18 protein-coding genes are annotated in these 19,394 nt (G+C 66.4%); 4 read left to right on the top strand and 14 right to left on the bottom strand.

Features of this window, described 5'->3' with window-relative positions:
• Nucleotides 1-43: 43 nt before the first annotated feature.
• Genes phhA through EKG36_RS07390 form a run of 3 tightly spaced genes read left to right on the top strand, consistent with a single transcriptional unit; the run spans nucleotide 44 to nucleotide 2,434 of the window.
• The gene (gene phhA, locus EKG36_RS07400) at nucleotides 44-865 is read left to right on the top strand and encodes a phenylalanine 4-monooxygenase (RefSeq protein WP_126482603.1); all 822 of its coding nucleotides are present in this window, start codon (nucleotides 44-46) and stop codon (nucleotides 863-865) included.
• Between the two features lie 42 nt (nucleotides 866-907).
• A complete protein-coding gene (locus EKG36_RS07395; RefSeq protein WP_126482601.1) occupies nucleotides 908-1,246 on the top strand; it encodes a 4a-hydroxytetrahydrobiopterin dehydratase in 339 nt (112 codons plus the stop codon).
• Entirely contained in the window at nucleotides 1,247-2,434 is a 1,188-nt protein-coding gene (locus tag EKG36_RS07390) for an amino acid aminotransferase (protein WP_126482599.1), read from the top strand.
• A 110-nt stretch (nucleotides 2,435-2,544) separates the two neighbouring features.
• Here EKG36_RS07390 and EKG36_RS07385 read toward each other — a convergent pair whose 3' ends face one another.
• From EKG36_RS07385 to EKG36_RS07370, 4 genes are all read right to left on the bottom strand, one after another.
• Nucleotides 2,545-3,093 carry a hypothetical protein gene (locus tag EKG36_RS07385; RefSeq protein ID WP_126482597.1) on the bottom strand — a complete coding sequence of 183 codons (549 nt, stop codon included), beginning with the start codon at nucleotides 3,091-3,093 and terminating at the stop codon, nucleotides 2,545-2,547.
• A 401-nt stretch (nucleotides 3,094-3,494) separates the two neighbouring features.
• Nucleotides 3,495-4,751 (bottom strand): D-amino acid dehydrogenase, encoded by a 1,257-nt coding sequence (locus EKG36_RS07380; RefSeq protein ID WP_126482595.1) that lies wholly within the window; start codon nucleotides 4,749-4,751, stop codon nucleotides 3,495-3,497.
• Between the two features lie 198 nt (nucleotides 4,752-4,949).
• The gene (locus EKG36_RS07375) at nucleotides 4,950-6,236 is read right to left on the bottom strand and encodes an MATE family efflux transporter (RefSeq protein WP_126482647.1); all 1,287 of its coding nucleotides are present in this window, start codon (nucleotides 6,234-6,236) and stop codon (nucleotides 4,950-4,952) included.
• A 143-nt stretch (nucleotides 6,237-6,379) separates the two neighbouring features.
• The gene (locus EKG36_RS07370; RefSeq protein WP_126482593.1) at nucleotides 6,380-8,206 is read right to left on the bottom strand and encodes a putative bifunctional diguanylate cyclase/phosphodiesterase; all 1,827 of its coding nucleotides are present in this window, start codon (nucleotides 8,204-8,206) and stop codon (nucleotides 6,380-6,382) included.
• Nucleotides 8,207-8,499: 293 nt separating this feature from the next.
• On the opposite strand from EKG36_RS07370, the gene EKG36_RS07365 reads away from it, so the two are divergent.
• Nucleotides 8,500-9,297: a 2OG-Fe dioxygenase family protein gene (locus EKG36_RS07365; RefSeq protein ID WP_126482591.1), complete on the top strand. Its 798-nt coding sequence runs from the start codon at nucleotides 8,500-8,502 to the stop codon at nucleotides 9,295-9,297.
• A gap of 112 nt (nucleotides 9,298-9,409) precedes the next feature.
• Here the strand turns inward: EKG36_RS07365 and EKG36_RS07360 are convergent, their stop codons facing one another.
• From EKG36_RS07360 to trpB, 10 genes are all read right to left on the bottom strand, one after another.
• Nucleotides 9,410-9,997: a YceI family protein gene (locus tag EKG36_RS07360; RefSeq protein ID WP_126482589.1), complete on the bottom strand. Its 588-nt coding sequence runs from the start codon at nucleotides 9,995-9,997 to the stop codon at nucleotides 9,410-9,412.
• Between the two features lie 23 nt (nucleotides 9,998-10,020).
• A complete protein-coding gene (locus tag EKG36_RS07355; protein ID WP_126482587.1) occupies nucleotides 10,021-10,590 on the bottom strand; it encodes a cytochrome b in 570 nt (189 codons plus the stop codon).
• 308 nt (nucleotides 10,591-10,898) lie between these two features.
• Entirely contained in the window at nucleotides 10,899-12,098 is a 1,200-nt protein-coding gene (locus EKG36_RS07350) for an O-succinylhomoserine sulfhydrylase (RefSeq protein ID WP_126482586.1), read from the bottom strand.
• An 11-nt stretch (nucleotides 12,099-12,109) separates the two neighbouring features.
• The gene (purF, locus tag EKG36_RS07345; RefSeq protein ID WP_126482584.1) at nucleotides 12,110-13,627 is read right to left on the bottom strand and encodes an amidophosphoribosyltransferase; all 1,518 of its coding nucleotides are present in this window, start codon (nucleotides 13,625-13,627) and stop codon (nucleotides 12,110-12,112) included.
• 64 nt (nucleotides 13,628-13,691) lie between these two features.
• Nucleotides 13,692-14,258, bottom strand: coding sequence for a CvpA family protein (locus tag EKG36_RS07340; protein ID WP_126482582.1), 567 nt, complete (start codon nucleotides 14,256-14,258; stop codon nucleotides 13,692-13,694).
• Nucleotides 14,255-14,947, bottom strand: a complete 693-nt coding sequence (locus tag EKG36_RS07335) for an SPOR domain-containing protein (RefSeq protein WP_126482580.1) — start codon at nucleotides 14,945-14,947, stop codon at nucleotides 14,255-14,257. The genes EKG36_RS07340 and EKG36_RS07335 overlap by 4 nt, the downstream gene beginning before the upstream one ends.
• Nucleotides 14,944-16,263 (bottom strand): bifunctional tetrahydrofolate synthase/dihydrofolate synthase, encoded by a 1,320-nt coding sequence (gene folC, locus EKG36_RS07330; protein WP_126482578.1) that lies wholly within the window; start codon nucleotides 16,261-16,263, stop codon nucleotides 14,944-14,946. Before folC ends, EKG36_RS07335 begins: the two co-directional genes overlap by 4 nt.
• An 11-nt stretch (nucleotides 16,264-16,274) precedes the next feature.
• On the bottom strand, nucleotides 16,275-17,291 hold the full coding sequence (accD, locus tag EKG36_RS07325; RefSeq protein ID WP_126482576.1) for an acetyl-CoA carboxylase, carboxyltransferase subunit beta: 1,017 nt from the start codon (nucleotides 17,289-17,291) through the stop codon (nucleotides 16,275-16,277).
• Nucleotides 17,292-17,366: 75 nt separating this feature from the next.
• Nucleotides 17,367-18,170, bottom strand: coding sequence for a tryptophan synthase subunit alpha (trpA, locus tag EKG36_RS07320; RefSeq protein WP_126482574.1), 804 nt, complete (start codon nucleotides 18,168-18,170; stop codon nucleotides 17,367-17,369).
• Between the two features lie 9 nt (nucleotides 18,171-18,179).
• A complete protein-coding gene (trpB, locus tag EKG36_RS07315; RefSeq protein WP_126482573.1) occupies nucleotides 18,180-19,394 on the bottom strand; it encodes a tryptophan synthase subunit beta in 1,215 nt (404 codons plus the stop codon).

Genomic DNA, 19,394 nt, shown 5'->3' with positions numbered 1-19,394 from the left:
TCCCTCTAAGGCCATCACAACCCCAACCGCCACGGGAGACACCATGAAGGCTCAGACAGGCAAGAAGACCGCCTACCAGGCCAAGATGCCCGATGCCCAGGGGCATATCGCCTGGACCGATCAGGAGAATGCCACCTGGAAGACCCTGATGGAGCGCCAGGTCGAACTGCTGCCGGGCCGCGTTTGCCAGGAGTATCTGGACGGTATGGAGCGCCTGGCGCTGCCGATGGAGCGCATTCCCCAGCTCGCCGAGGTGGACGCGGTACTGCGCGAGGCCACCGGCTGGGAGACCGCCCAGGTGCCGGCGCTGATCCCCTTCGATACCTTCTTCGAGCTGCTGGCCAATCGCCGCTTCCCGGTAGCCACCTTCATCCGCACGCCGGAGGAGCTGGACTATCTGCAGGAGCCGGATATCTTCCACGAGATCTTCGGTCACTGCCCGATGCTGACCAATCCGGCCTTCGCCGAGTTCACCGCCACCTATGGCCGTCTGGGCCTCGACGCCACGCCCAAGGAGCGTGTCTACCTGGCCCGGCTTTACTGGATGACCGTGGAATTCGGCCTGGTGGACACGCCGGCAGGGCGGCGCATCTATGGCGGCGGCATCATCTCCTCACCCAAGGAGACCCTGCACGCGCTGTCCGATGTGCCGGTGCATGCGCCCTTCGACCCCATCGATGCGCTGCGCACTCCCTACCGCATCGACATTCTCCAGCCTCTCTACTATGTATTGGACGACCTGGAGACGCTGCACGACCTGGCCAACCGCGACATCATGGGCATGGTCCAGGAGGCGATGGAGCTCGGCCTGTTCGAGCCGCGTTTCCCGCCCAAGCCCAAGCCGGCCGAAGCCGCCAGCGCCTGACCCCCTTCACCCTCCGACGCCCCACCACAACCAGGAGTCATCATGAGCGAGCTTTCCGAACAGCAATGCGAAGCCTGCAGCTGGGACGCCCCCCACGTCACCGACAGCGAGATCGAGCAGTACCGTCGCGACATCCCCGAGTGGCAGATCGTCGAGCGCGATGGCATCATGCAGTTGGAGCGGAGCTTCAAGTTCCGCAACTTCCGTCAGGCCCTCGAGTTCACCAATCGCGTCGGCGAGATCGCCGAGGAAGCGGGTCACCATCCCGCCCTGCTGACTGAATGGGGCAAGGTCACCGTGACCTGGTGGTCCCACGACATGAAGGGCCTGCACAAGAACGATTTCATCCTAGCCGCCAGAACCGACGAGGTAGCGAAGTAAATGTTCGAGCAAATTGAGCGGGTTCCCGGGGATGCCATCCTCGGGCTCATCGAGGCCTTCAAGAAGGACACCAATCCGCAGAAGGTCGATCTCGGCGTCGGCGTCTACCGTGACGCCCAGGGCAACACCCCGGTAATGCGCGCGGTCAAGGAAGCCGAAGCCCTGCTGCTCAAGAACGAGACCACCAAGACCTACATCGGCTCTCACGGCGACCCGGCCTACGGCGAAGTGATCCTGCCGCTGGTTCTCGGCGAAGGCTCGCCGGTACTCGAGGCCGGTCGTGCCAGTGCCACCCAGTCCCCGGGCGGCACCGGCGCCCTGCGCCTGGCGGCGGACTTCATCGCCACCCAGCTGCCCGGCAAGGACATCTGGGTCAGCAATCCGACCTGGCCAAACCACCTGGGCATCTTCCCGGCGGCGGGTCTCACCCTGCACAAGTATCCCTATGTGGATGCCGAGAACCGCCTTGACTTCGACGGCATGCTGTCGGCCCTGAAGCAGATTCCCGAAGGGGATGTGGTGTTGCTGCACGCCTGCTGCCACAACCCGACCGGCTTCGACCTGTCGCAGGCGCAGTGGCAACAGGTGCTGGAGGTGGTCAAGGAGCGCGGCCTGCTGCCGCTGGTCGACTTCGCCTATCAGGGCTTCGGCGAGGGCCTCGACGAGGATGCCTACGGCGTGCGCCTGCTCGCCGAGAACCTCGACGAGATGATCGTCACCAGTTCCTGCTCCAAGAACTTCGGCATCTACTGCGAGCGGACGGGTTGTCTGATCATGGTGGCGAAGAATGCCGAGCAGATGGAGAACGTGCGCTCCCAGATCGCCATCGTGGCACGGGAAAACTACTCCAACCCGCCTGCCCATGGCGGTTCCATCGTCTCCGAGATCATGCACTCCGCCGAGCTCGCCGCCCTCTGGCGCGAGGAGCTCACCGAGATGCGTGATCGCATCAACGGGCTGCGGCGCAAGTTCGTCGAGGCCCTCAAGCCCTACGGCCTCGATCAGAAGTATGCCTGCGTCGCCGAGCAGCGCGGCATGTTCTCCTATACCGGCCTGACACCGGAACAGGTCGACCGGCTGCGTGACGATTACGGTATCTACATGGTCCGCTCTGGCCGCGCCAACGTGGCCGGCTTCTCCGACGAGAATCTGCCCTACCTGGCCAAGGCCATCGCTGCGGTCAACTGAGCCGGCCTCACCGCCTGCTCATGCAAGACGCCCGGGTCTCACGACCCGGGCGTTTTTCTTCGTGGCGTGCCGGCTGTCGCCGCGGAGATGTCACGGCAGGGGACGACACATCAGTTGAGACTCGCCTCGCCCTCCGCGGAACCGGACAGACCGCCCTCTGTGCCGGTCGTGCCTGCCGCCTCGGTGGCGCCCTCCAGGGACTGCTCGGCGGTGCCGGTAGCCGACTCCAGGGTCTCGTCGGCGGTATCGGTGGCCGATTCCCAGGTCTCGTCGGCGGTATCGCTGGCCGATTCGAAGGACTGCTCGGCGGTGCCCGAGGCCGATTCCCAGGTGTCATCGGCCGTGTCGGTGGCCCGCTCCATGGAGCCGGCGGCACGCTCACCGGCCGCCTCCAGGGTGTCACCGGCCTGCTCGTGGGCCTGTTCGGTGCCCAGGGAGGGTTCGCCTTCAGCGGCGGCGCCCATGCCCGTGCCGGCATGGCCCTGGGCCTCGGCGCCGAGGCCGGCCCCGGCGCTCTGCCCGGCCGCCTCTGCCTGAAGGGAGGTCTCGCCCTGCGCCTGCATCCCGGTGCTGTCGGCCATGACGGCATGGCCGCCGAGTCCTGCCATCGCGAGGGTGATACTGAACGCCAGAGTCTTCATCTTCGCCTTCGGCTGCATGTTACCTCCATTATTGAACCGCCGGGCGCACCCGGCTTTTCAAGAGTGATGGGATCCATGTCGACCGGGCCCATCCTTGGCCCAGCGCCTTCCGTGGCGGCGGAGGACCCCTTCGGTGCCGCCCGACGCCCTGGGAAGAATGGCCAGGGCTACCCACTGAATGCAGCGAAAGGCATGCCACTCTTCAGGATAGCGCTTTTATAACAGTGACTTGCGCACAGCCAGGTTACCGACTCGCGCGGCATGACGGCCGCCCTGGCCACGGGTAATCGTCGGCTTGCAGCGACATCACGCCCGTGGGAATTTCAAAGCCCTGCATGAACAAAGGGTTACGGTGTTGCCAAAGCCAAACAGCCCGCGCGGCCAGGCCGAGCGGGCTGTAGACGAGCGGGTCGCGACGATCAGGCGTAACGGGCGACGTCGAGCCCACGGGGATCGATGGCCGGCTGCTGACCGTCGATCAGGTCCGAGAGCAGCTGGCCACTGCCGCAGCTCATGGTCCAGCCCAGGGTGCCATGGCCGGTGTTGAGCCAGAGGTTGCCGTGCTTGGTGGCCCCGATGATCGGCGTGGAGTCCGGCGTCATGGGACGCAGGCCGGTCCAGAACTCCGCCTTGGCCACGTCACCGCCCTCGGGGAAGACGTCCTGGACCACCATGCTGATGGTGGCCCGGCGCTTCTCCAGCAGGCTCAAGTCGTAGGAGGCCAACTCGGCGGTGCCACCGACGCGGATACGGTCGTCGAAGCGCGAGATCGCCACCTTGTAGCTCTCGTCCATCACCGTGGACTGGGGCGCCCCGCCGTCGTCCACCACTGGCAGGGTCAGGCTATAGCCCTTGACCGGGTAGATCGGCAGGCGAATGTCCAGATCCTTGACCAGGAACGGCGAATAGCTGCCCAGGCAGACCACGTAGGCATCGGCCGTCAGCTCCCCGGCGCTGGTGACCACGCTCTCGATGCCGGCGCCACCGCGCTTGAGGCGCTGGATATCGACATTGAAGCGAAACTCGACCCCCAGCTGCTCCCGGCAGTAGTCGGCCAGGCGGCTGGTGAAGAGGTGGCAGTCACCGGTCTGGTCATCTGGCAGGTGAAGTCCGCCGACGAACTTGCCGGGCACCCGGGCCAGCGCCGGCTCCACGGCCTTGATCGCCTCGCTGTCGAGCAGCTCGTGGCGCACGCCGCACTGGGCCAGGACCTTCATGTCCTTGGCCACCGCCTCGACCTGGCTGTCGTGGCGGAACAGTTGCAGCAGGCCCCGCTGGCGGTCCTCGTAACGGATTCCCGTCTCGGCGCGCAGGGCGTCGATGCAGGCCCGGCTATGCTCGGCAATCCGTACCATGCGCTCCTTGTTGACGGCATAGTGCTCGGCATTGCAGTTGGCGAACATCTTCATCATGAAGCGCGCCATGGTCGGATCCATCCTGGGCTGAATCTTGAGCGGCGCGTGCTCCTGGAACATCCACTTCATGGCCTTCTGGGGGATGCCCGGCGCTGCCCAGGGCGAGGAGAAGCCGAAGGATACCTGGCCGGCATTGCCATAGCTGGTCTCCATGGCCGGCGACGGCTGCCGGTCCACCACCGTGACCTCATGGCCCCGACGGGCCAGGTAGTAGGCGCTGGTGACGCCCACCACGCCGCTGCCAAGAATCAGTACCTTCATGCGCTGCCCTCACCTTCTCGTTGTCACCTGCGGGAACGGCATGGCCCGGGAGGGGAAGTCCGGGCCAAGGAAAGGACAGAGTATAGGGCAGACGATACAGAGGATTGCTCTGTTTTTATTTTATCAGCTTTACAAGATCACCAAATAAAACAATGTTTAAAGTCTTTGTTTTGGTTTTCTTGCATCCAAGCAGATAATTCAACTGCTTTCAGCCGGGCTTCGCCGAGGGCTCGCCAGAATGCGCCGCAGCAGCTGCCAGGCCGCAAGCCCCGCGAGCAGATTGCCGAGGGCGGCGCCGACCGCCAACCCGCTCATCCCGGCGATCCAGGCCCCGGCCCACAGACACGGCAGGTAGCACACGAAGAGCCGGGCGGCGGACATCAGCATGGCCCTGAGCGGCCAGCCAAGTGCATTGCCTGCCGAGACCACCAGCATGCACACGCCCAGGGCGGCATAGCTCGGCAACAGGAAACGAATCAGGATCGCCAACTCGTCGCGCACCTCGGGATTGCCCGACAGGGCCTCGGCCACCCATGGCGAGGCCAGCGCCAGCCCCATCCCCAACATCAGCTGCCAGGCCACCACTACGCGCAGCGCCAGGCGCATCAGGCGATGTACCTGCCCCCAGTCGCCGGCACCATAGCAGCGCCCGAGCCAGGGCGGCAGCGACATGGTCATGGCCAGCACCACCATCAGCGAGAGGGTCTCCAGTCGGCTGGCGAGCCCCCAGGCCGCCACCTCGGCCTCGCCCAGCCGGGCCACTACCGCGATCGCCAGCATGGCGGCCAGGGGCGGCATCAACTGGCTCACCATGGCCGGGCCGGCAATGCCCAGAAAGGGGCGGATCGATCGACGGGCCTCGACCAGCAAGCCTGCCCCGGCCAACCAGTGCATTCCCCGCAGGCGAACGCCAAGCACCAGCAGCCCCACACCGAAGGCCAGCACCGTGGCCCAGGCCGCCCCGGGCAGCCCCAGGCCCGGCCAGGCGCCGACACCGAAGATCAGCAGCGGATCCAGGGCCAGGTTGACGAGACTCGTGAGCACCATCAGCGACCCCGGGAGTCGGGTATTGCCGTGGGCGCGAAAGAGGCTGTAGCCGAAATACAGCGCCGCCCCCAACCAGGCGGCCAGCAGCTGGGGCGCCCAATAGTCGCGAATCAGCGCAAGCGATGCCGTCTCGGCTCCCAGCCGGCGAAAGACCGGCTCCTGGGCGAAGTAGAGCGCCAGCACCAGTAGCGCGATGACCGCCGTGCCGACCAGCAGCACCAGGCTTCCCAGGCGCCGGGCGCGACCCGTCTCCCCGGCCCCCAGGGCCCGCGAGACCAGGGCAGCGATGGCAATCCCCATGCCCACCTGGACACCGATGATCAAGAACGACAGCGGGAAGGTGAAGGACTGGGCCGCCAGCGGTGCCGTGCCCAGCCGGGCGACGAAGGCGCTGTCCACCAGCTGGAACCCCAGCAGGGCCAGCACGCCGATGGCCATGGGCCAGGTCTGACGCCACAACGTCAGGCCCAGCGACGACGAGGGGGACGAGGGATGACTCACATCTGCTCCGGGTCGGGACGTGAGCCGGGCATTCTACGCCATCCCGCGACAACTCTCAGTCGGCCATCCCGCGACAACTCTCAGTCGGCCACCCCCCGATGGCCGGTGACCAGCCCCGACAGCAGGCGCTCGATATCCGGCGCCGGCATGGGACGATAGAAGTAGTAGCCTTGCACCAGATCACAGTGCATCTCGCGGATCAGGGTCAGCTGCTCATCGTTCTCCACACCCTCGGCGACCACCTCGAGTCCCAGTCGGTGGCCGATGAACACCGCCGCCTCCATGATGGCGCGGTCCTCGGGCTGGCCCGGGGCATCATGCACGAAGGTGCGATCGATCTTGAGCGCCGTCAGTGGAAAGTGCTTGAGATAGCTCAGCGAGGAGTAGCCGGTGCCGAAGTCATCAATGGCGATCCGCACGCCTCGATGGTAGAGTCGCCGCAGCCCGTCCAGGATCTGATGGTCGGCATCGATCAACACGTTCTCGGTCAGCTCGATGCCGATATCGCCCGGCGCCAGGCCATGGGCCTTCACGCACGCCTCGAAACGCTCCAGGGTATCTCGCCGGGCGAGCTGGGATCCCGAGAGGTTGATATCGATACGCGAGTCGAGGTGGCCTGCGGCGCGCCACGCCGCCTGCTGACGACAGGCCTCCTCGACCACCCAGTCCCCGAGGCGGTGAATCAGGCCCGACTGCTCGGCCAGGGGGATGAATTCCGCCGGCGACACCGGGGCACCCTCCGCCGGCATCCAGCGCAACAGCGCCTCGAAATTCTCGATGTGGCCGCTGACGGCCGATACCTGGGGCTGGAACCACAGGCTCAGCTCGCCCCGATCCAGGGCTTTTTCCAGCCGCTCCATCAAGTCAAGCTGATGAACCAGCTCATCATGCAGCCGCTGGTGGAAAAACTGCAGACCGTTCCGCCCCTCCAGCTTGGCGTGGTTCTTGGCGACGTCGGCATTTCGGATCAGGTCGCGGGCCGTGGCCCCGTTTTCGGGAAACAGGCCGATCCCCAGGCTCGCCGTCACCATGCGCTTACCACCTTCAAGGGAGAAGGGGCGCTGAAACGCTCCCTTCACCTTGCGCACCAATCGCAATACATCGTCGTGAAACTCGATCCCCGGGAATGCCAACACGAACTCGTCGCTCGAGACCCGGGACATCAGGTCCGTCGCGCGCTGCTCCTGGCGCAGCCGATGCGCCAGCTCCACCAGCAGCTGGTCTCCCTGGGCATACCCCATGGCGTCGTTGATCTCGACGAAGCGATCGATATCGAGGTAGATCAACGCCATGCCGATGCCACGCCGACGACAATCTTCGAGCAGGGAGTCCAGTTCGATCTCGAAGGTCCGGCGATTGGGCAGCTGGGTCAGGCTGTCGAAACGGGTCGCGAAGGCTAAGTCGCGGTGGGCACGCTTCTGGTCCGAGAGATCCACATCCACGCAAAACATCAAGGGCGAGTCGGTGTGCTCCCCAAGCATCACGTGGTGGGAGAACACCGGGACCAGGTCGCCGCCGCGATGCAGCAACTCAAGCTCCCCCGCCGGAATCTCCTGCCCGTCCTGGATCCAGGCACGGTGGGCCCGAATCACGGCCTCCCGCATGGGGGGCGGAATGATCAGGTCTTCCAGCAACTGTCCTTCGGCCTCCTCTGCCGGGTAGCCATAGAGTCGCGTGCTGGCCTCGTTCCAGTAGATGACCCGCCGGTCCCTGTCATAGCCCTGTACAGCCACCTTGGGCAGGCTCTCCAGCAGGGCACGAAAGCGCTGCTCGCTCTCCAGGTACTGGCGCCTGACCAGGGCGACATCGGGCTCCCCGGCCGCTGACGAGGGGGACTCGACAGCCTCCTTGCGGAGCCTGCCAACGCGTTCCCACCATCGTCGCAGACTCGCGAGCCTACCGATCATGCCATCCCTGATTCTGGTACGAAAAAGCATGCTAAGGCGTTTCCATCAGAGCTCAATGTTTTATCTAACACTTTTCGCTTAGGTCCGTACAAGACTGCGCTTGAACGTTTCGCCGCCCCAACCTAGCCAAGCCCACATGGCATGCCCCAGATACCTTCGCCACGCCGCCAGCGATACATCCTGTTAACATTTTTTTGACATTTAGAAACGTTTCTTCTCCTGTTTTTACTGTTGGCTGATTGTTTTAGTCAACGCACGGGCAATAACGCCTAAGACCCTCAGGAGAACGACTCATGAAACTCGACACACTCAAATATGGCTTTGATCGTACCACCATGCCAATCGACCCCCTGGCCGACTACTGGTCCCCGAACGTCAGCGAGGACATCAGCCGACAGGATTGGGCCATGACACAGGTCCGCTCGCAGGTGGACCTGAAAGCGTGGCAGGGCTTCACCTCCGACCTGCCGCGTGACCCCTATGTCAATCAGCGCTGGAAGCGCATGGGATGGCTCGCCATCGACGACCAGGACGGCGTCAAAGCGCTGGGCCCCTGTCCTATGGCACAGGGCGGCGCCTTCAATGATGCCGAGAGCATGGCCGACAGGCTGCGGTATTACGAGCCGCTGCAGGAGGCGTTTCTCCAACGCCCCGATGTCAGGGCCTTCGTGCGCGCCTGGGCGCGGCTCTGGGCGATCCGGCCCAACGAACCGATCCTCTTTCAGATCAACGGAGTCCGGGGCGAGACGGCTCTCGACCCGCTGCAGGGCCAGGGCATCCACGCCGATGGCTGCAAAGCGCTGAGCATCATGGTGTTGACGCGAGAGAACGTCACGGGGGGCCGCAACCAGCTGTATGCCGACAAGGCCGGCACCCGGCGGCTCGCCGACATCACCCTGGCCCCGGGGGATGTGCTTCACCTGCGCGACGACAGGCTCTTTCACAGCGTGGACACCATCACCGCGGAAGAACCGTCGGCATCCTTCGAGCGCTTCATCATCATCATCAACTCGCGCTTCGTGGACCCGTTCCAGAACCGGATCCTGCGCCGTCACTTCCCGGATGCCCTCCTCTACAACCCTGGCCGCTGAGGCCCACGGCACCGGACCGCGACGCCCGGCCTGATGGCCGGGCACGAAAAAACACCCCTGGCCCAGCGGCCGGGGGTGTTCTGGTTCGAACACGGACGCCGGGGCGTGGCGCTTATTGGCGGATGCCCTCGAAAGTCACGTAGAGCTCGAGTTCCCGCATCGGCTCGGGGAAGCTGGACATGTCAATGCCGTAGTCGGCCAGGGCCAGGGTCGTCGAGCCCTCGAAGCCGGCCCGATAGTTGCCCCAGGGATCCTCGCCCTCGCCCAGCAGGGTCACCGGCATCTCGATGGCCCGAGTCTCGCCGTGCAGGGTCAACTCGCCGCTCAACACCCCCTGGTTCTCGCCGGTGGACTCGAAGCCGGTGGACGTGAAGCTGGCGGTCGGGTACTCCGCGACATCAAGGAAGTCATCGCTCTTGATGTGCTTGTCGCGCTCGGCATGATTGGTGGTCAGGCTCGCCACGTCCACCTCGAGGTTGGCCGAAGAAGCCGCCAGGTTGTCCGGGTCATAGCTGAATTGGCCGGAGAAGTCCTCGAAGCTGCCCAGGATGTAGGAAAAGCCGAGGTGGCTGATCTTGAACTGGACGAAGGCATGCTGCCCGTCCTCGGTGTCGATCACGTAGTCGGCGGCCTGGGCCTGGGCGAGCGGCACGAGGGCGGCGGCAGCCAGAGTGGCCGTCATGGCCGTTTTCATGGACATTACTGTCTCCTTCCTTGCATGGGTCAGGGGTGTCGCGTATCGCCGCGGCGGGCAGGACGCGGATGAAGCATGCGAGCCAGGGTGTCGCGGCGATCCCAGATATGGTGCTTGAGCGCCGCCAGGGCATGGCCCGCTGCCAGAAGCATCATGGCCAGGGCACCGTACCAGTGGACAATACCGGCCACGGAGGCCTGGTTGGGCAGGTCACTGACCACGGCCGGCACGGTCAACCAGCCAAAGACGCTGATGCCGTCGCCCTCGGCGGTGGAAATCAGATAACCGCTGGTCAGCACCAGCAGCATCATCGCGTAGAGCGCCACGTGGCCGAGATGCGCGGCGAGCCGCTCCATGCGCAAGCCGGGCAGCGCCGGGGCCGGCTGGAAAAGCCGCCAGGCCAGCCGCACCAGCGTCAGCAGCAGTACGAGCATGCCGAGGGAGCGGTGCCACCAGGGTGCCAGGTTGTACCAGCCGTCGTAGTAGCCCAGGCCAGTCATCCACCAGCCCAGGGCGAAGAGACCAAGAAAGGCCAGCGCGCTGATCCAGTGGAGCGCGATGCTGACGATGCCCCATTCGCGATGCGTGTTGCGCCACATGAGTCGGCCCTCCCGGCGTGAAACCTCGTTATGCCGACACGGGGGCGCCCCAGGCGCGCCCTGTCAGCGAATGAGAAATCATCATACCGATCGCCCCAGCCAAAGAAATTGCAAATAAATGAAATAACCATTCGCTTTTATGCAATGGCCGGCGCAGCGATTCGACCAAGGTCATCAAAATGAGTTAATACTAATTCAATCATATGGCGGACCTGGATTCATCCCGCGGGAAAGTGTGCCCCACACACGCCGACGCCCCGCTCAGAGGCGGGGCGTCGAAGGAGACGGCATCAGGTGCCAGAGCGCGGTCAGCGCACCAGGGCGTCGAGCCCGCGAGCCAGATCCGCCTGGATGTCGGCGAGGTCCTCGAGGCCGACGGCCACGCGGATCAGCCCCTCGCGAATGCCGGCGGCGGCCTTCTGGTCATCGGAGAGACGACCGTGGGTGGTGGTTCCGGGGTGGGTAATGGTGGTCTTCACATCCCCCAGGTTGCCAGTGATGGACAGCATGCGAGTCGCGTCGATCACCGACCAGGCGCCCTCGCGCCCGCCGATGACCTCGACCCCGAGCACGGCGCCGAAGTCACGCTGCTGGCGCGCCGCCAGGGCGTGCTGGGGATGGCTGGCCAGGCCGCTGTAGTGGACCCGCTCCACCGCCGGATGGGCCTCGAGCCAGTCGGCCAGCTGGCGGGCATTGGCACAGTGGGCCTTCATCCGCAGGCCAAGGGTCTCCAGCCCCTTGGTGAAGATCCAGGCGTTAAAGGGGCTCAGGCAGGGCCCGCAGGTGCGTACCACGCCGAAGACCTCCTCGAGCAGCGTGTCGGGCCCCACCACGGCGCCCCCCACGGCACGGCCCTGACCGTCCAGGTACTTGGTGGCGGAATGGATCACCAGGTCCGCTCCCAGGGCCAGCGGCTGCTGCAGGGCGGGGGTCAGAAAACAGTTGTCGATGGCCAGCCAGGCCCCATGGCCATGGGCCAGATCGGCCAACTCGGCGATATCCGCCACCTCGGAAAGGGGGTTGGAAGGCGTCTCGGCAAACATCAGCTTGGTCGCCGGCGTGATGGCCGCCTGCCAGGCCTCGAGGTTCGAGAGCTCCACGTAGCGGGTCGTGATGCCGAACTTGCCGAGGTACTTGTCGAACAGGCTGACCGTCGAGCCGAACAGCGACCGCGAGGCGACAATCTCGTCGCCGGCCTCGAGCAGTGCCAGAGCCGTTGCCAGGATCGCCGACATGCCGGAGCTGGTGGCCACGCAGCGCGCCCCGTCCTCGAGGGCGGCGAGACGCCGCTCGAAGGTCTGAACCGTGGGATTGGTGAAGCGCGAATAGACGTTGCCCGGCTCGTCACCGCCGAACTTGCGCGCCGCCTCGGCGGCGCTCTCGTAGACGAAGCTCGAGGTCGGGAAGATCGGCTCACCATGCTCCTGCTCGCCGGTCCGATGGTGGCCGGTACGGATCGCGCGGGTGTCGAGGCCCCAGGCGTCCGCCGGATGGGTGTCGTCGTGCATGGAAGCCTACCTCAGTCGATGTCGTCTTCCTGGTTGTGCATGCCCACCAGAGCATGGTCACCGGCGCTCTGCTGCTTGGCCGCGTCGTTGCGGGACGCCTCGAGATCGGCCAGGTAGCTGTCGTCGATATCGCCGGTGATGTAGCGGCCATCGAACACCGAGCAATCGAAGGCGTCCAGGGCCGGATTGACCTCGCGACAGGCATCCTTGAGATCATCCAGGTCCTGGTAGACCATGCGGTCGGCGCCGATCAGCTCCCCCACCTCGGCCTCGCTGCGACCATGGGCGATCAGCTCGGTGGCCGCCGGCATGTCGATGCCGTAGACATTCGGATAGCGCACGGGCGGCGCCGCCGAGGCAAAGTAGACCTTGTTGGCGCCGGCCTCCCGGGCCATCTGGATGATCTGTCGGCAGGTCGTGCCCCGCACGATGGAGTCGTCCACCAGCAACACGTTCTTGCCCTTGAACTCGATGTCGATGGCGTTGAGCTTCTGGCGCACCGATTTCTTGCGCTGGGTCTGGCCGGGCATGATGAAGGTCCGCCCGATGTAGCGGTTCTTCATGAAGCCCTCGCGATAGGTCACGCCGAGGTGCTGGGCGAGCTCCAGGGCCGAGGTCCGGGAGGTGTCGGGGATCGGGATGACCACGTCGATGTCGTGATCCGGCCATTCGGCCTGGATGCGGTCGCCGAGCTTGCGACCCATCTGCATGCGGGTGCCGTAGACGTAGGCGCCATCGAGAATGGAATCCGGACGCGCCAGGTAGACGTGCTCGAAGATACAGGGCGCGAGACGCGGCGCGTCGGCGCAGGACTGGGTATGCACCTGGCCCTCCATGTCGACGAACAGCGCCTCGCCGGGCGCCAGGTCGCGGTGCAGTTCGAAGCCGCCGACATCAAGGGCCACCGACTCGGAAGCGATCATCACCTCCTGGCCGCTGCCCTCGTCTCGCGTGCCGAAGACCACCGGGCGGATGCCGTTGGGGTCCCGGAAGGCCACCATGCCGACGCCGTTGATGATCGCCACCGCGGCATAGCCGCCTCGACAGCGGCGATGCACGCGGCGCACCGCATCGAAGATGTCGCCCGGCTCCAGGTGCAGGCCCTGCTTGCCCAGCTCGTGAGCGAAGACGTTCAACAGCACCTCGGAGTCGGAGCTGGTGTTGATGTGGCGCAGGTCGGAGGAGAACAGCTCCTGCTTGAGCTGCTCGGAATTGGTCAGATTGCCGTTGTGGGCCAGGCTGATGCCGTATGGGGAGTTGACATAGAACGGCTGGGACTCCGCCTCGCTGGAGGACCCCGCCGTGGGGTAACGCACATGGCCGATGCCCAGGTTGCCCTTGAGTCGCGCCATATGGCGGGTATGGAAGACGTCGCGCACCAGGCCGTTGCTCTTGCGCAGCAGGAAGCGCCCTTCGTTCCAGGTCATCATGCCGGCGGCATCCTGGCCCCGATGCTGGAGCACCGTCAGGGCATCATAGATTCCCTGGTTCACCGCCTGCTTGGCCATCAGGCCCACGATACCGCACATTACACCTTACCTCGCTCGCCTAGGGTGGGACGGCATCGACAGGCCGCCCCGTGTTTCATCAATGTCAGGGGGAAGCGACCTCGCCTGCTTCCGTGGCCGGTCGCGACACGGGACGCGGCAGGTCGCCCAGGGACGGCGCCGACACGGGCAGGCGGTCCTCCCAGACCGCCAGTCGACTCACCGCCCAGTCTCTCATCTGTTCGAAGCTTGGTCGCAGCACTGCCTGTTGCCAGGCCTGGAGCTGCACCAACGGCGTCAGGCTGATCAGGATCGTGACCACCACCAGGATCGCCGCCCCCTTGGCCGCGCCGAAGGCGGCCCCGGTAACCCGGTTGAAGAGCCCCATGCCCACCCATTCGACGGCGGCATGCATCAGCCGGATGACCACGCCACAGGCCAGGATGACGGCGAAGGTCACCAGCACGAAGGCCAGCACCAGGCGGCCATCGGGGCTGTCGATGACGCCGGACAGCAGATCGGCCACCGGCTCGGCCAGCCAGCGCGCCGCCAGCAGGGCGACGAGCCAGGAGGCCAGCCCGAGGGCCTCGCGCACCAGGCCACGCAGAAAACCGGCCAGGGTGGTGACCGTCAACAGGCCGATGAACAGCCAGTCCAGCCAGGTCAGCGTCATGGCGCCTTCACCAGCAGGCCCTGCAGATTCAAGCGGGCCTTGAGCTGGCCCATGACGTCCTCAGCGACCTCGGAACTGCCATAGGGCCCCACATAGACGCTGGTCAGGTCATTGCCCCGGGGCCGGCGGTAGGCCGGAAAACCCTGCTCCGTCAGCCGCGTCTCGAGGCGCTCGGCATTGCCCGGCTCGCCGAAGCTGCCCACCTGGACGGCCCATTCACCGCCGGGGGCAGGAGACGACGGCGCGCTGGCGGCCGCCTCCTCCCCGGCCTCCTCGCTGCGGGCCAGGCGCTCGTCGGCGGCGCGGGCCAGCTCGGCGATGGGATCGGGCGAACTCTCCTCCTCGGCCGCCTCCTCCGGGGCATCGGCCTCGGCGACGGGCGCCGCGTCGGGCTCGGGGACAGGCTCCGGTTCGGGTGCAGAGGACGTCGGCGGCGGTTCTTCCTGCGCTGGGGGCGGCTCGCGGGACGCCGAGGCCTCTTCAGTCGCCGGGCTCTCCTGCAGGCTCGCGGGCGGCTGCGGATCGGCCAGGTCGCGGCGCTCGACCTCCACCGGCTGCTCGATGGTCAGCACCGGCTCGGGGCGACCCTCCCGGGGGGCCGGGTCGTCGAACAACAGCGGGACGAAGATCACCGCCAGGGCGATCAGGATCAGCGCCCCGCTGACCCGCTCACGCATACCGTATTTCATGTCGCTCCCTCGCTGGACCTGTCATCCGTTGCAGTCTGCGCCCGGGACGCCCAGGCCGCCAGCACGGCGCCCACGGTGAAGAAGGACCCGCAGACCAGCACCCGATCCTCGGGCTCGAGGCTTGCCTCCAGCCAATCCGCCCCCTGCCCCGGCGATGCGGCGCGATGCCAGACGGCCTGGCCCTGTGCCTCGAGATGGCCGGCCAGCGCATCGGCGCTGCGGGCCCGATCACCGTCGAGGCTGACCGGCACCCAGGCATCGATCACCGGCGCCAGGGCAGCGATCACGCCATCGGCGTCCTTGTCGCCCAGCATGCCGAGCAGGGCGATGGTGCGTCCCTGGCAAGGTCGCTCGGCCAGGCGAGCGGCCAGGTAGCCCGCCGCATGGGGATTGTGCCCGACGTCCAGGCACCACTGCCCGCGCCACTGCATGCGCCCGGGCAGCATCACCGACGTCAGGCCCTGGCGGCAGGCGGCCTCGTCAAGCGCCACGCCGGCCAGCGCCAGCGCCTGCAGGGCGGTGGCGGCGTTGTCCAGCGGTAGGCCCGGATCGGGCAGCGCCTCCAGTCGCCGCACTAGCCCCTCGGCATCATGCCCCTCCCAGGCCCAGCCAGGCTCGACGGCCCGCCGCTGGAAGCCCTCGCCAAGGGCATGCACCGGCGCCCCGAGCGTTGTCGCGGTGGCGCGCACGCTTTGCGGCAGGGCGGTACTGCCGAGGACGGCCGGCCGCCCCGGGCGCATGATGCCAGCCTTTTCCCGGCCGATGCCCTCGAGATCGTCGCCAAGAAAGGCCGCATGATCCTGGGCGATGGTGGTGACCACGGCCACATCGGCATCGAGGATATTGACCGCATCCAGACGTCCCCCGAGGCCGACCTCGAGAATCGCCAGGTCCGGGCCGCGTGCCGCGATGGCATGCAGCGCCCCCAGGGTCCCCGCCTCGAAATAGGTCAGGCTGACCGGATCACCGCCGCGCCGGGCGACCTCGACCGCCTCGAAGCCTGCCACCAGGACCTCGTCATCCGCCTCCTGGCCGTCCAGGCGAACCCGCTCGTTGTAGCGTACCAGGTGGGGAGAGGTGTAGGTCGCCGTGGTCAAGCCATGGGTCCGGGCCAGCGCCTCGAGCATGGCCACGGTGGACCCCTTGCCATTGGTGCCGGCCACGGTGATCACGCGTCCGGCAACGCGAGCATCCAGCAGGCCCATACGGCGCGCGACCTCGGCCACCCGTTCGAGACTGAGGTCGATATCCACCGGATGCGCCGCTTCCAGCCGTGCCAGCCAGGCGTCGAGCGGAGAATGGGAAGCGTCTTGCATGGGCGCCTGGCTCAGCGGCTGGCGTCGGGGCGCTCGTCGCCCGTCGGCTCTGCCGTTTCTACCGGCTCAGCCGCATCCGTTGCGGCTGGCGCTTCCTCGACCTTGTCCTCCGCCTGCTCCGCCGCATCCACGAGGTCGGGCTCGGCCGCTGCGGGCTCGGCCAGGCCGGTAGCCGGCTGGTGGGTCAGCTTACGCAGCACGCCACCCAGGCGGGCACGAATATCCTGGCGATGGACGATCATGTCCACGGTGCCATGCTCGAGCAGGAACTCGCTGCGCTGGAAGCCCTCGGGCAACTGCTCGCGCACCGTCTGCTCGATCACCCGGGGCCCGGCGAAGCCGATCAGCGCATTGGGCTCGGCGACATTGAGATCACCGAGCAGGGCCAACGATGCCGAGACCCCACCGAACACCGGATCGGTGAGCACCGAGATATAGGGCACGCCGGCCTGCTTGAGCTTCTCCAGGGCCGCAGAGGTCTTGGCCATCTGCATCAGCGAGAACAGCGCCTCCTGCATGCGCGCCCCGCCGGAGGCGGAGAAACAGATCAGCGGGATCCCCTCCTCGAGGGCCAGGGTGGCGGCGCGCACGAACTTTTCGCCCACCACGGCGCCCATGGACCCGCCCATGAAGGTGAACTCGAAGGCCACGGCCACCACCGGCAGCCCCTCGAGGGTGCCGCGCATGGCGACCAGGGCATCCTTCTCGCCGGTGGCCTTCTGGGCCGCTGCCAGGCGATCCTTGTACTTCTTGGAGTCCCGGAACTTGAGGCGATCGCTGGGTTCGAGGTCGGCGGCGACTTCCTCGCGGCCTTCCTTGTCCAGGAACCAGTCCAGCCGCTTGCGGGCGGTGAGGCGCAGGTGATGATCGCACTTGGGACAGACGTTGTGGTGCTTCTCCAGCTCAGGCAGGTAGAGCACCGCCTCGCACTTGGGACACTTTCGCCACAGGCCGTCGGGCACGCTCGCGCGACGGTCCTTGCGCTGAATGCGGCCCACCGAGGGCACGATCTTGTCTAGCCAGCTCATGTCAGAAACGCTTCCATCTATGCTGTCGCCCCCGGCAAGCCGGGGGCGGAATCGAATCGGTCGGCTCGGGACCCGTCACGCATCCAGTGCCTGACGCATCTCGCCCAATACCGCCTCCAGGGCGGCGGGAATCGCCTCGGGATCGTCGGCGTTCTCGGCGATTCGGCTGACCAGGGCACTGCCCACGATCACGCCGTCGGCGACCCGGCCCACCTCGGCGGCCGAGGCCCCGTCGCGAATGCCGAAGCCCACGCACAACGGCAGGTCGGTCAGCTCGCGCAACGGGGCCAAGTGCTCGGCGACGTCGTCGGCATCGGGCGTGGCACCACCGGTCACCCCCTTGAGGGACACATAGTAGAGATACCCCTCGCCATGGGCGCATATTGTAGCGGCCCGGGCACGGGAAGTGGTAGGGGCCACCAGGAAGATCGAGGCCAGCCCCCGCGCCTTGAGCGTCGGACCGAGAATGTCGGCCTCCTCCGGCGGCATGTCGACGATCAGCACGCCGTCGACGCCCGCCTCACGGGCCTGGTCGGCGAAGGCTTCGAGACCGATGCGCTCCACCGGGTTGAGATACCCCATCAGCACGACCGGCGTCTCGGCATCATCCTGGCGGAACTCGCGGACCATCTCGAAGAGGTGCGAGAGTCGCACCTGATGCTTGAGGGCACGCTCGCAGGCCTTCTGGATCACCGGGCCATCGGCCATGGGATCGGAGAACGGCACTCCGAGCTCGATGACATCGGCCCCGGCGCGAACCAGGGCATGCATGAACGCCACGGTATATTGCGGGGCCGGATCGCCGGCGGTGATGTAGGGAATCAGCGCGCGGCGTCCCTGGGCCTTGAGCGCGGCGAAGCGTTGATCGATACGGTTCATCAGGGTCCCCTAGATGTCGATGCCGTCGAGCTTGGCGACGGTCAGGATATCCTTGTCGCCACGTCCGGAGAGGTTGACCACGATATGCTGGTCGGGGCGCATGGTCGGTGCCAGCACCTTGGCGTAGGCCAGGGCATGAGCCGACTCCAGGGCCGGCATGATGCCCTCCACGTGGGTCAGCTCCCGGAACGCCTCGAGGACGGCATCGTCATCGGCGGCCACGTAGTTGACCCGCCCGACGTCCTTCCACAGAGCATGCTCCGGTCCCACGCCCGGGTAGTCGAGCCCCGCCGAGATGGAGTGGGTGTCGGACACCTGCCCGCCCTCGTCTGACATCAGATAGGTGCGGGTGCCGTGCAGCACGCCCCGGGGAGCATTGGAGGCCAGGGGCGCCGCATGGCGGCCACTGGCGACCCCATCGCCGCCGGCCTCGACGCCGTACATGACCACCTCGTCGTCCTCGACGAAGGGGTAGAAGAGCCCCATGGCGTTCGAGCCGCCGCCAACGCAGGCAATCAGGGCATCGGGCAGCCGGCCGAACTCCTCGACCGACTGCCAGCGCGCCTCGCGACCGACCACGGCGTTGAAGTCGCGCACCAGCATCGGATAGGGATGCGGACCGGCCACGGTGCCGATGATGTAGAAGGTGTTGTCGACGTTGGTCACCCAATCCCGGAGCGCCTCGTTCATGGCGTCCTTGAGGGTCCGCGTGCCGGACTCCACCGGAATCACGTTGGCACCGAGCAGGCGCATGCGGTAGACGTTGAGCTTCTGGCGCTCGACGTCCTCGGCGCCCATATAGACCTCGCATTCGAGGCCCAGTCGGGCGGCCACGGTGGCGGTCGCCACGCCGTGCTGGCCCGCACCGGTCTCGGCGATCACCCGTGGCTTGCCGCTCTTCTTGGCCAGCAGGGCCTGGCCGATGGTGTTGTTCACCTTGTGGGCGCCGGTATGGTTGAGGTCCTCGCGCTTCAGCCAGACCTGGGCGCCACCGAGCTGCTTCGACCATCGCTCGGCATGATAGAGCGGTGACGGGCGGCCCACGTAATGGGCCAGGTCATAGTCGAATTCGGCCTGGAAGTCCGGATCATCGCGAAGACTCAGGTAGGTCTTCTCCAGATCCTCCAGGGCGAAGCTCAGGGTCTCCGAGACGAACCGGCCGCCATAGGGGCCGAAATGGCCACGGGCATCCGGCAGTCGGGTCAGGTCACTGAACTTGCTCAC

The organism is Halomonas nitroreducens (genome assembly GCF_003966155.1).
Lineage (GTDB): Bacteria > Pseudomonadota > Gammaproteobacteria > Pseudomonadales > Halomonadaceae > Halomonas > Halomonas nitroreducens.
Note: the sequence above shows the minus strand (reverse complement) of the source record. Positions and strands in the feature narration are given on the sequence as shown.

Excerpts from the sequence above, each read along its gene's own strand:
- phhA (WP_126482603.1), top strand. The coding sequence starts at position 44 with ATGAAGGCTCAGACAGGCAAGAAGACCGCCTACCAGGCCAAGATGCCC.
- EKG36_RS07395 (WP_126482601.1), top strand. The coding sequence starts at position 908 with ATGAGCGAGCTTTCCGAACAGCAATGCGAAGCCTGCAGCTGGGACGCC.
- EKG36_RS07390 (WP_126482599.1), top strand. The coding sequence starts at position 1,247 with ATGTTCGAGCAAATTGAGCGGGTTCCCGGGGATGCCATCCTCGGGCTC.
- EKG36_RS07385 (WP_126482597.1), bottom strand. The coding sequence starts at position 3,093 with ATGCAGCCGAAGGCGAAGATGAAGACTCTGGCGTTCAGTATCACCCTC.
- EKG36_RS07380 (WP_126482595.1), bottom strand. The coding sequence starts at position 4,751 with ATGAAGGTACTGATTCTTGGCAGCGGCGTGGTGGGCGTCACCAGCGCC.
- EKG36_RS07375 (WP_126482647.1), bottom strand. The coding sequence starts at position 6,236 with ATGGCCATCGGCGTGCTGGCCCTGCTGGGGTTCCAGCTGGTGGACAGC.
- EKG36_RS07370 (WP_126482593.1), bottom strand. The coding sequence starts at position 8,206 with ATGATCGGTAGGCTCGCGAGTCTGCGACGATGGTGGGAACGCGTTGGC.
- EKG36_RS07365 (WP_126482591.1), top strand. The coding sequence starts at position 8,500 with ATGAAACTCGACACACTCAAATATGGCTTTGATCGTACCACCATGCCA.
- EKG36_RS07360 (WP_126482589.1), bottom strand. The coding sequence starts at position 9,997 with ATGTCCATGAAAACGGCCATGACGGCCACTCTGGCTGCCGCCGCCCTC.
- EKG36_RS07355 (WP_126482587.1), bottom strand. The coding sequence starts at position 10,590 with ATGTGGCGCAACACGCATCGCGAATGGGGCATCGTCAGCATCGCGCTC.
- EKG36_RS07350 (WP_126482586.1), bottom strand. The coding sequence starts at position 12,098 with ATGCACGACGACACCCATCCGGCGGACGCCTGGGGCCTCGACACCCGC.
- purF (WP_126482584.1), bottom strand. The coding sequence starts at position 13,627 with ATGTGCGGTATCGTGGGCCTGATGGCCAAGCAGGCGGTGAACCAGGGA.
- EKG36_RS07340 (WP_126482582.1), bottom strand. The coding sequence starts at position 14,258 with ATGACGCTGACCTGGCTGGACTGGCTGTTCATCGGCCTGTTGACGGTC.
- EKG36_RS07335 (WP_126482580.1), bottom strand. The coding sequence starts at position 14,947 with ATGAAATACGGTATGCGTGAGCGGGTCAGCGGGGCGCTGATCCTGATC.
- folC (WP_126482578.1), bottom strand. The coding sequence starts at position 16,263 with ATGCAAGACGCTTCCCATTCTCCGCTCGACGCCTGGCTGGCACGGCTG.
- accD (WP_126482576.1), bottom strand. The coding sequence starts at position 17,291 with ATGAGCTGGCTAGACAAGATCGTGCCCTCGGTGGGCCGCATTCAGCGC.
- trpA (WP_126482574.1), bottom strand. The coding sequence starts at position 18,170 with ATGAACCGTATCGATCAACGCTTCGCCGCGCTCAAGGCCCAGGGACGC.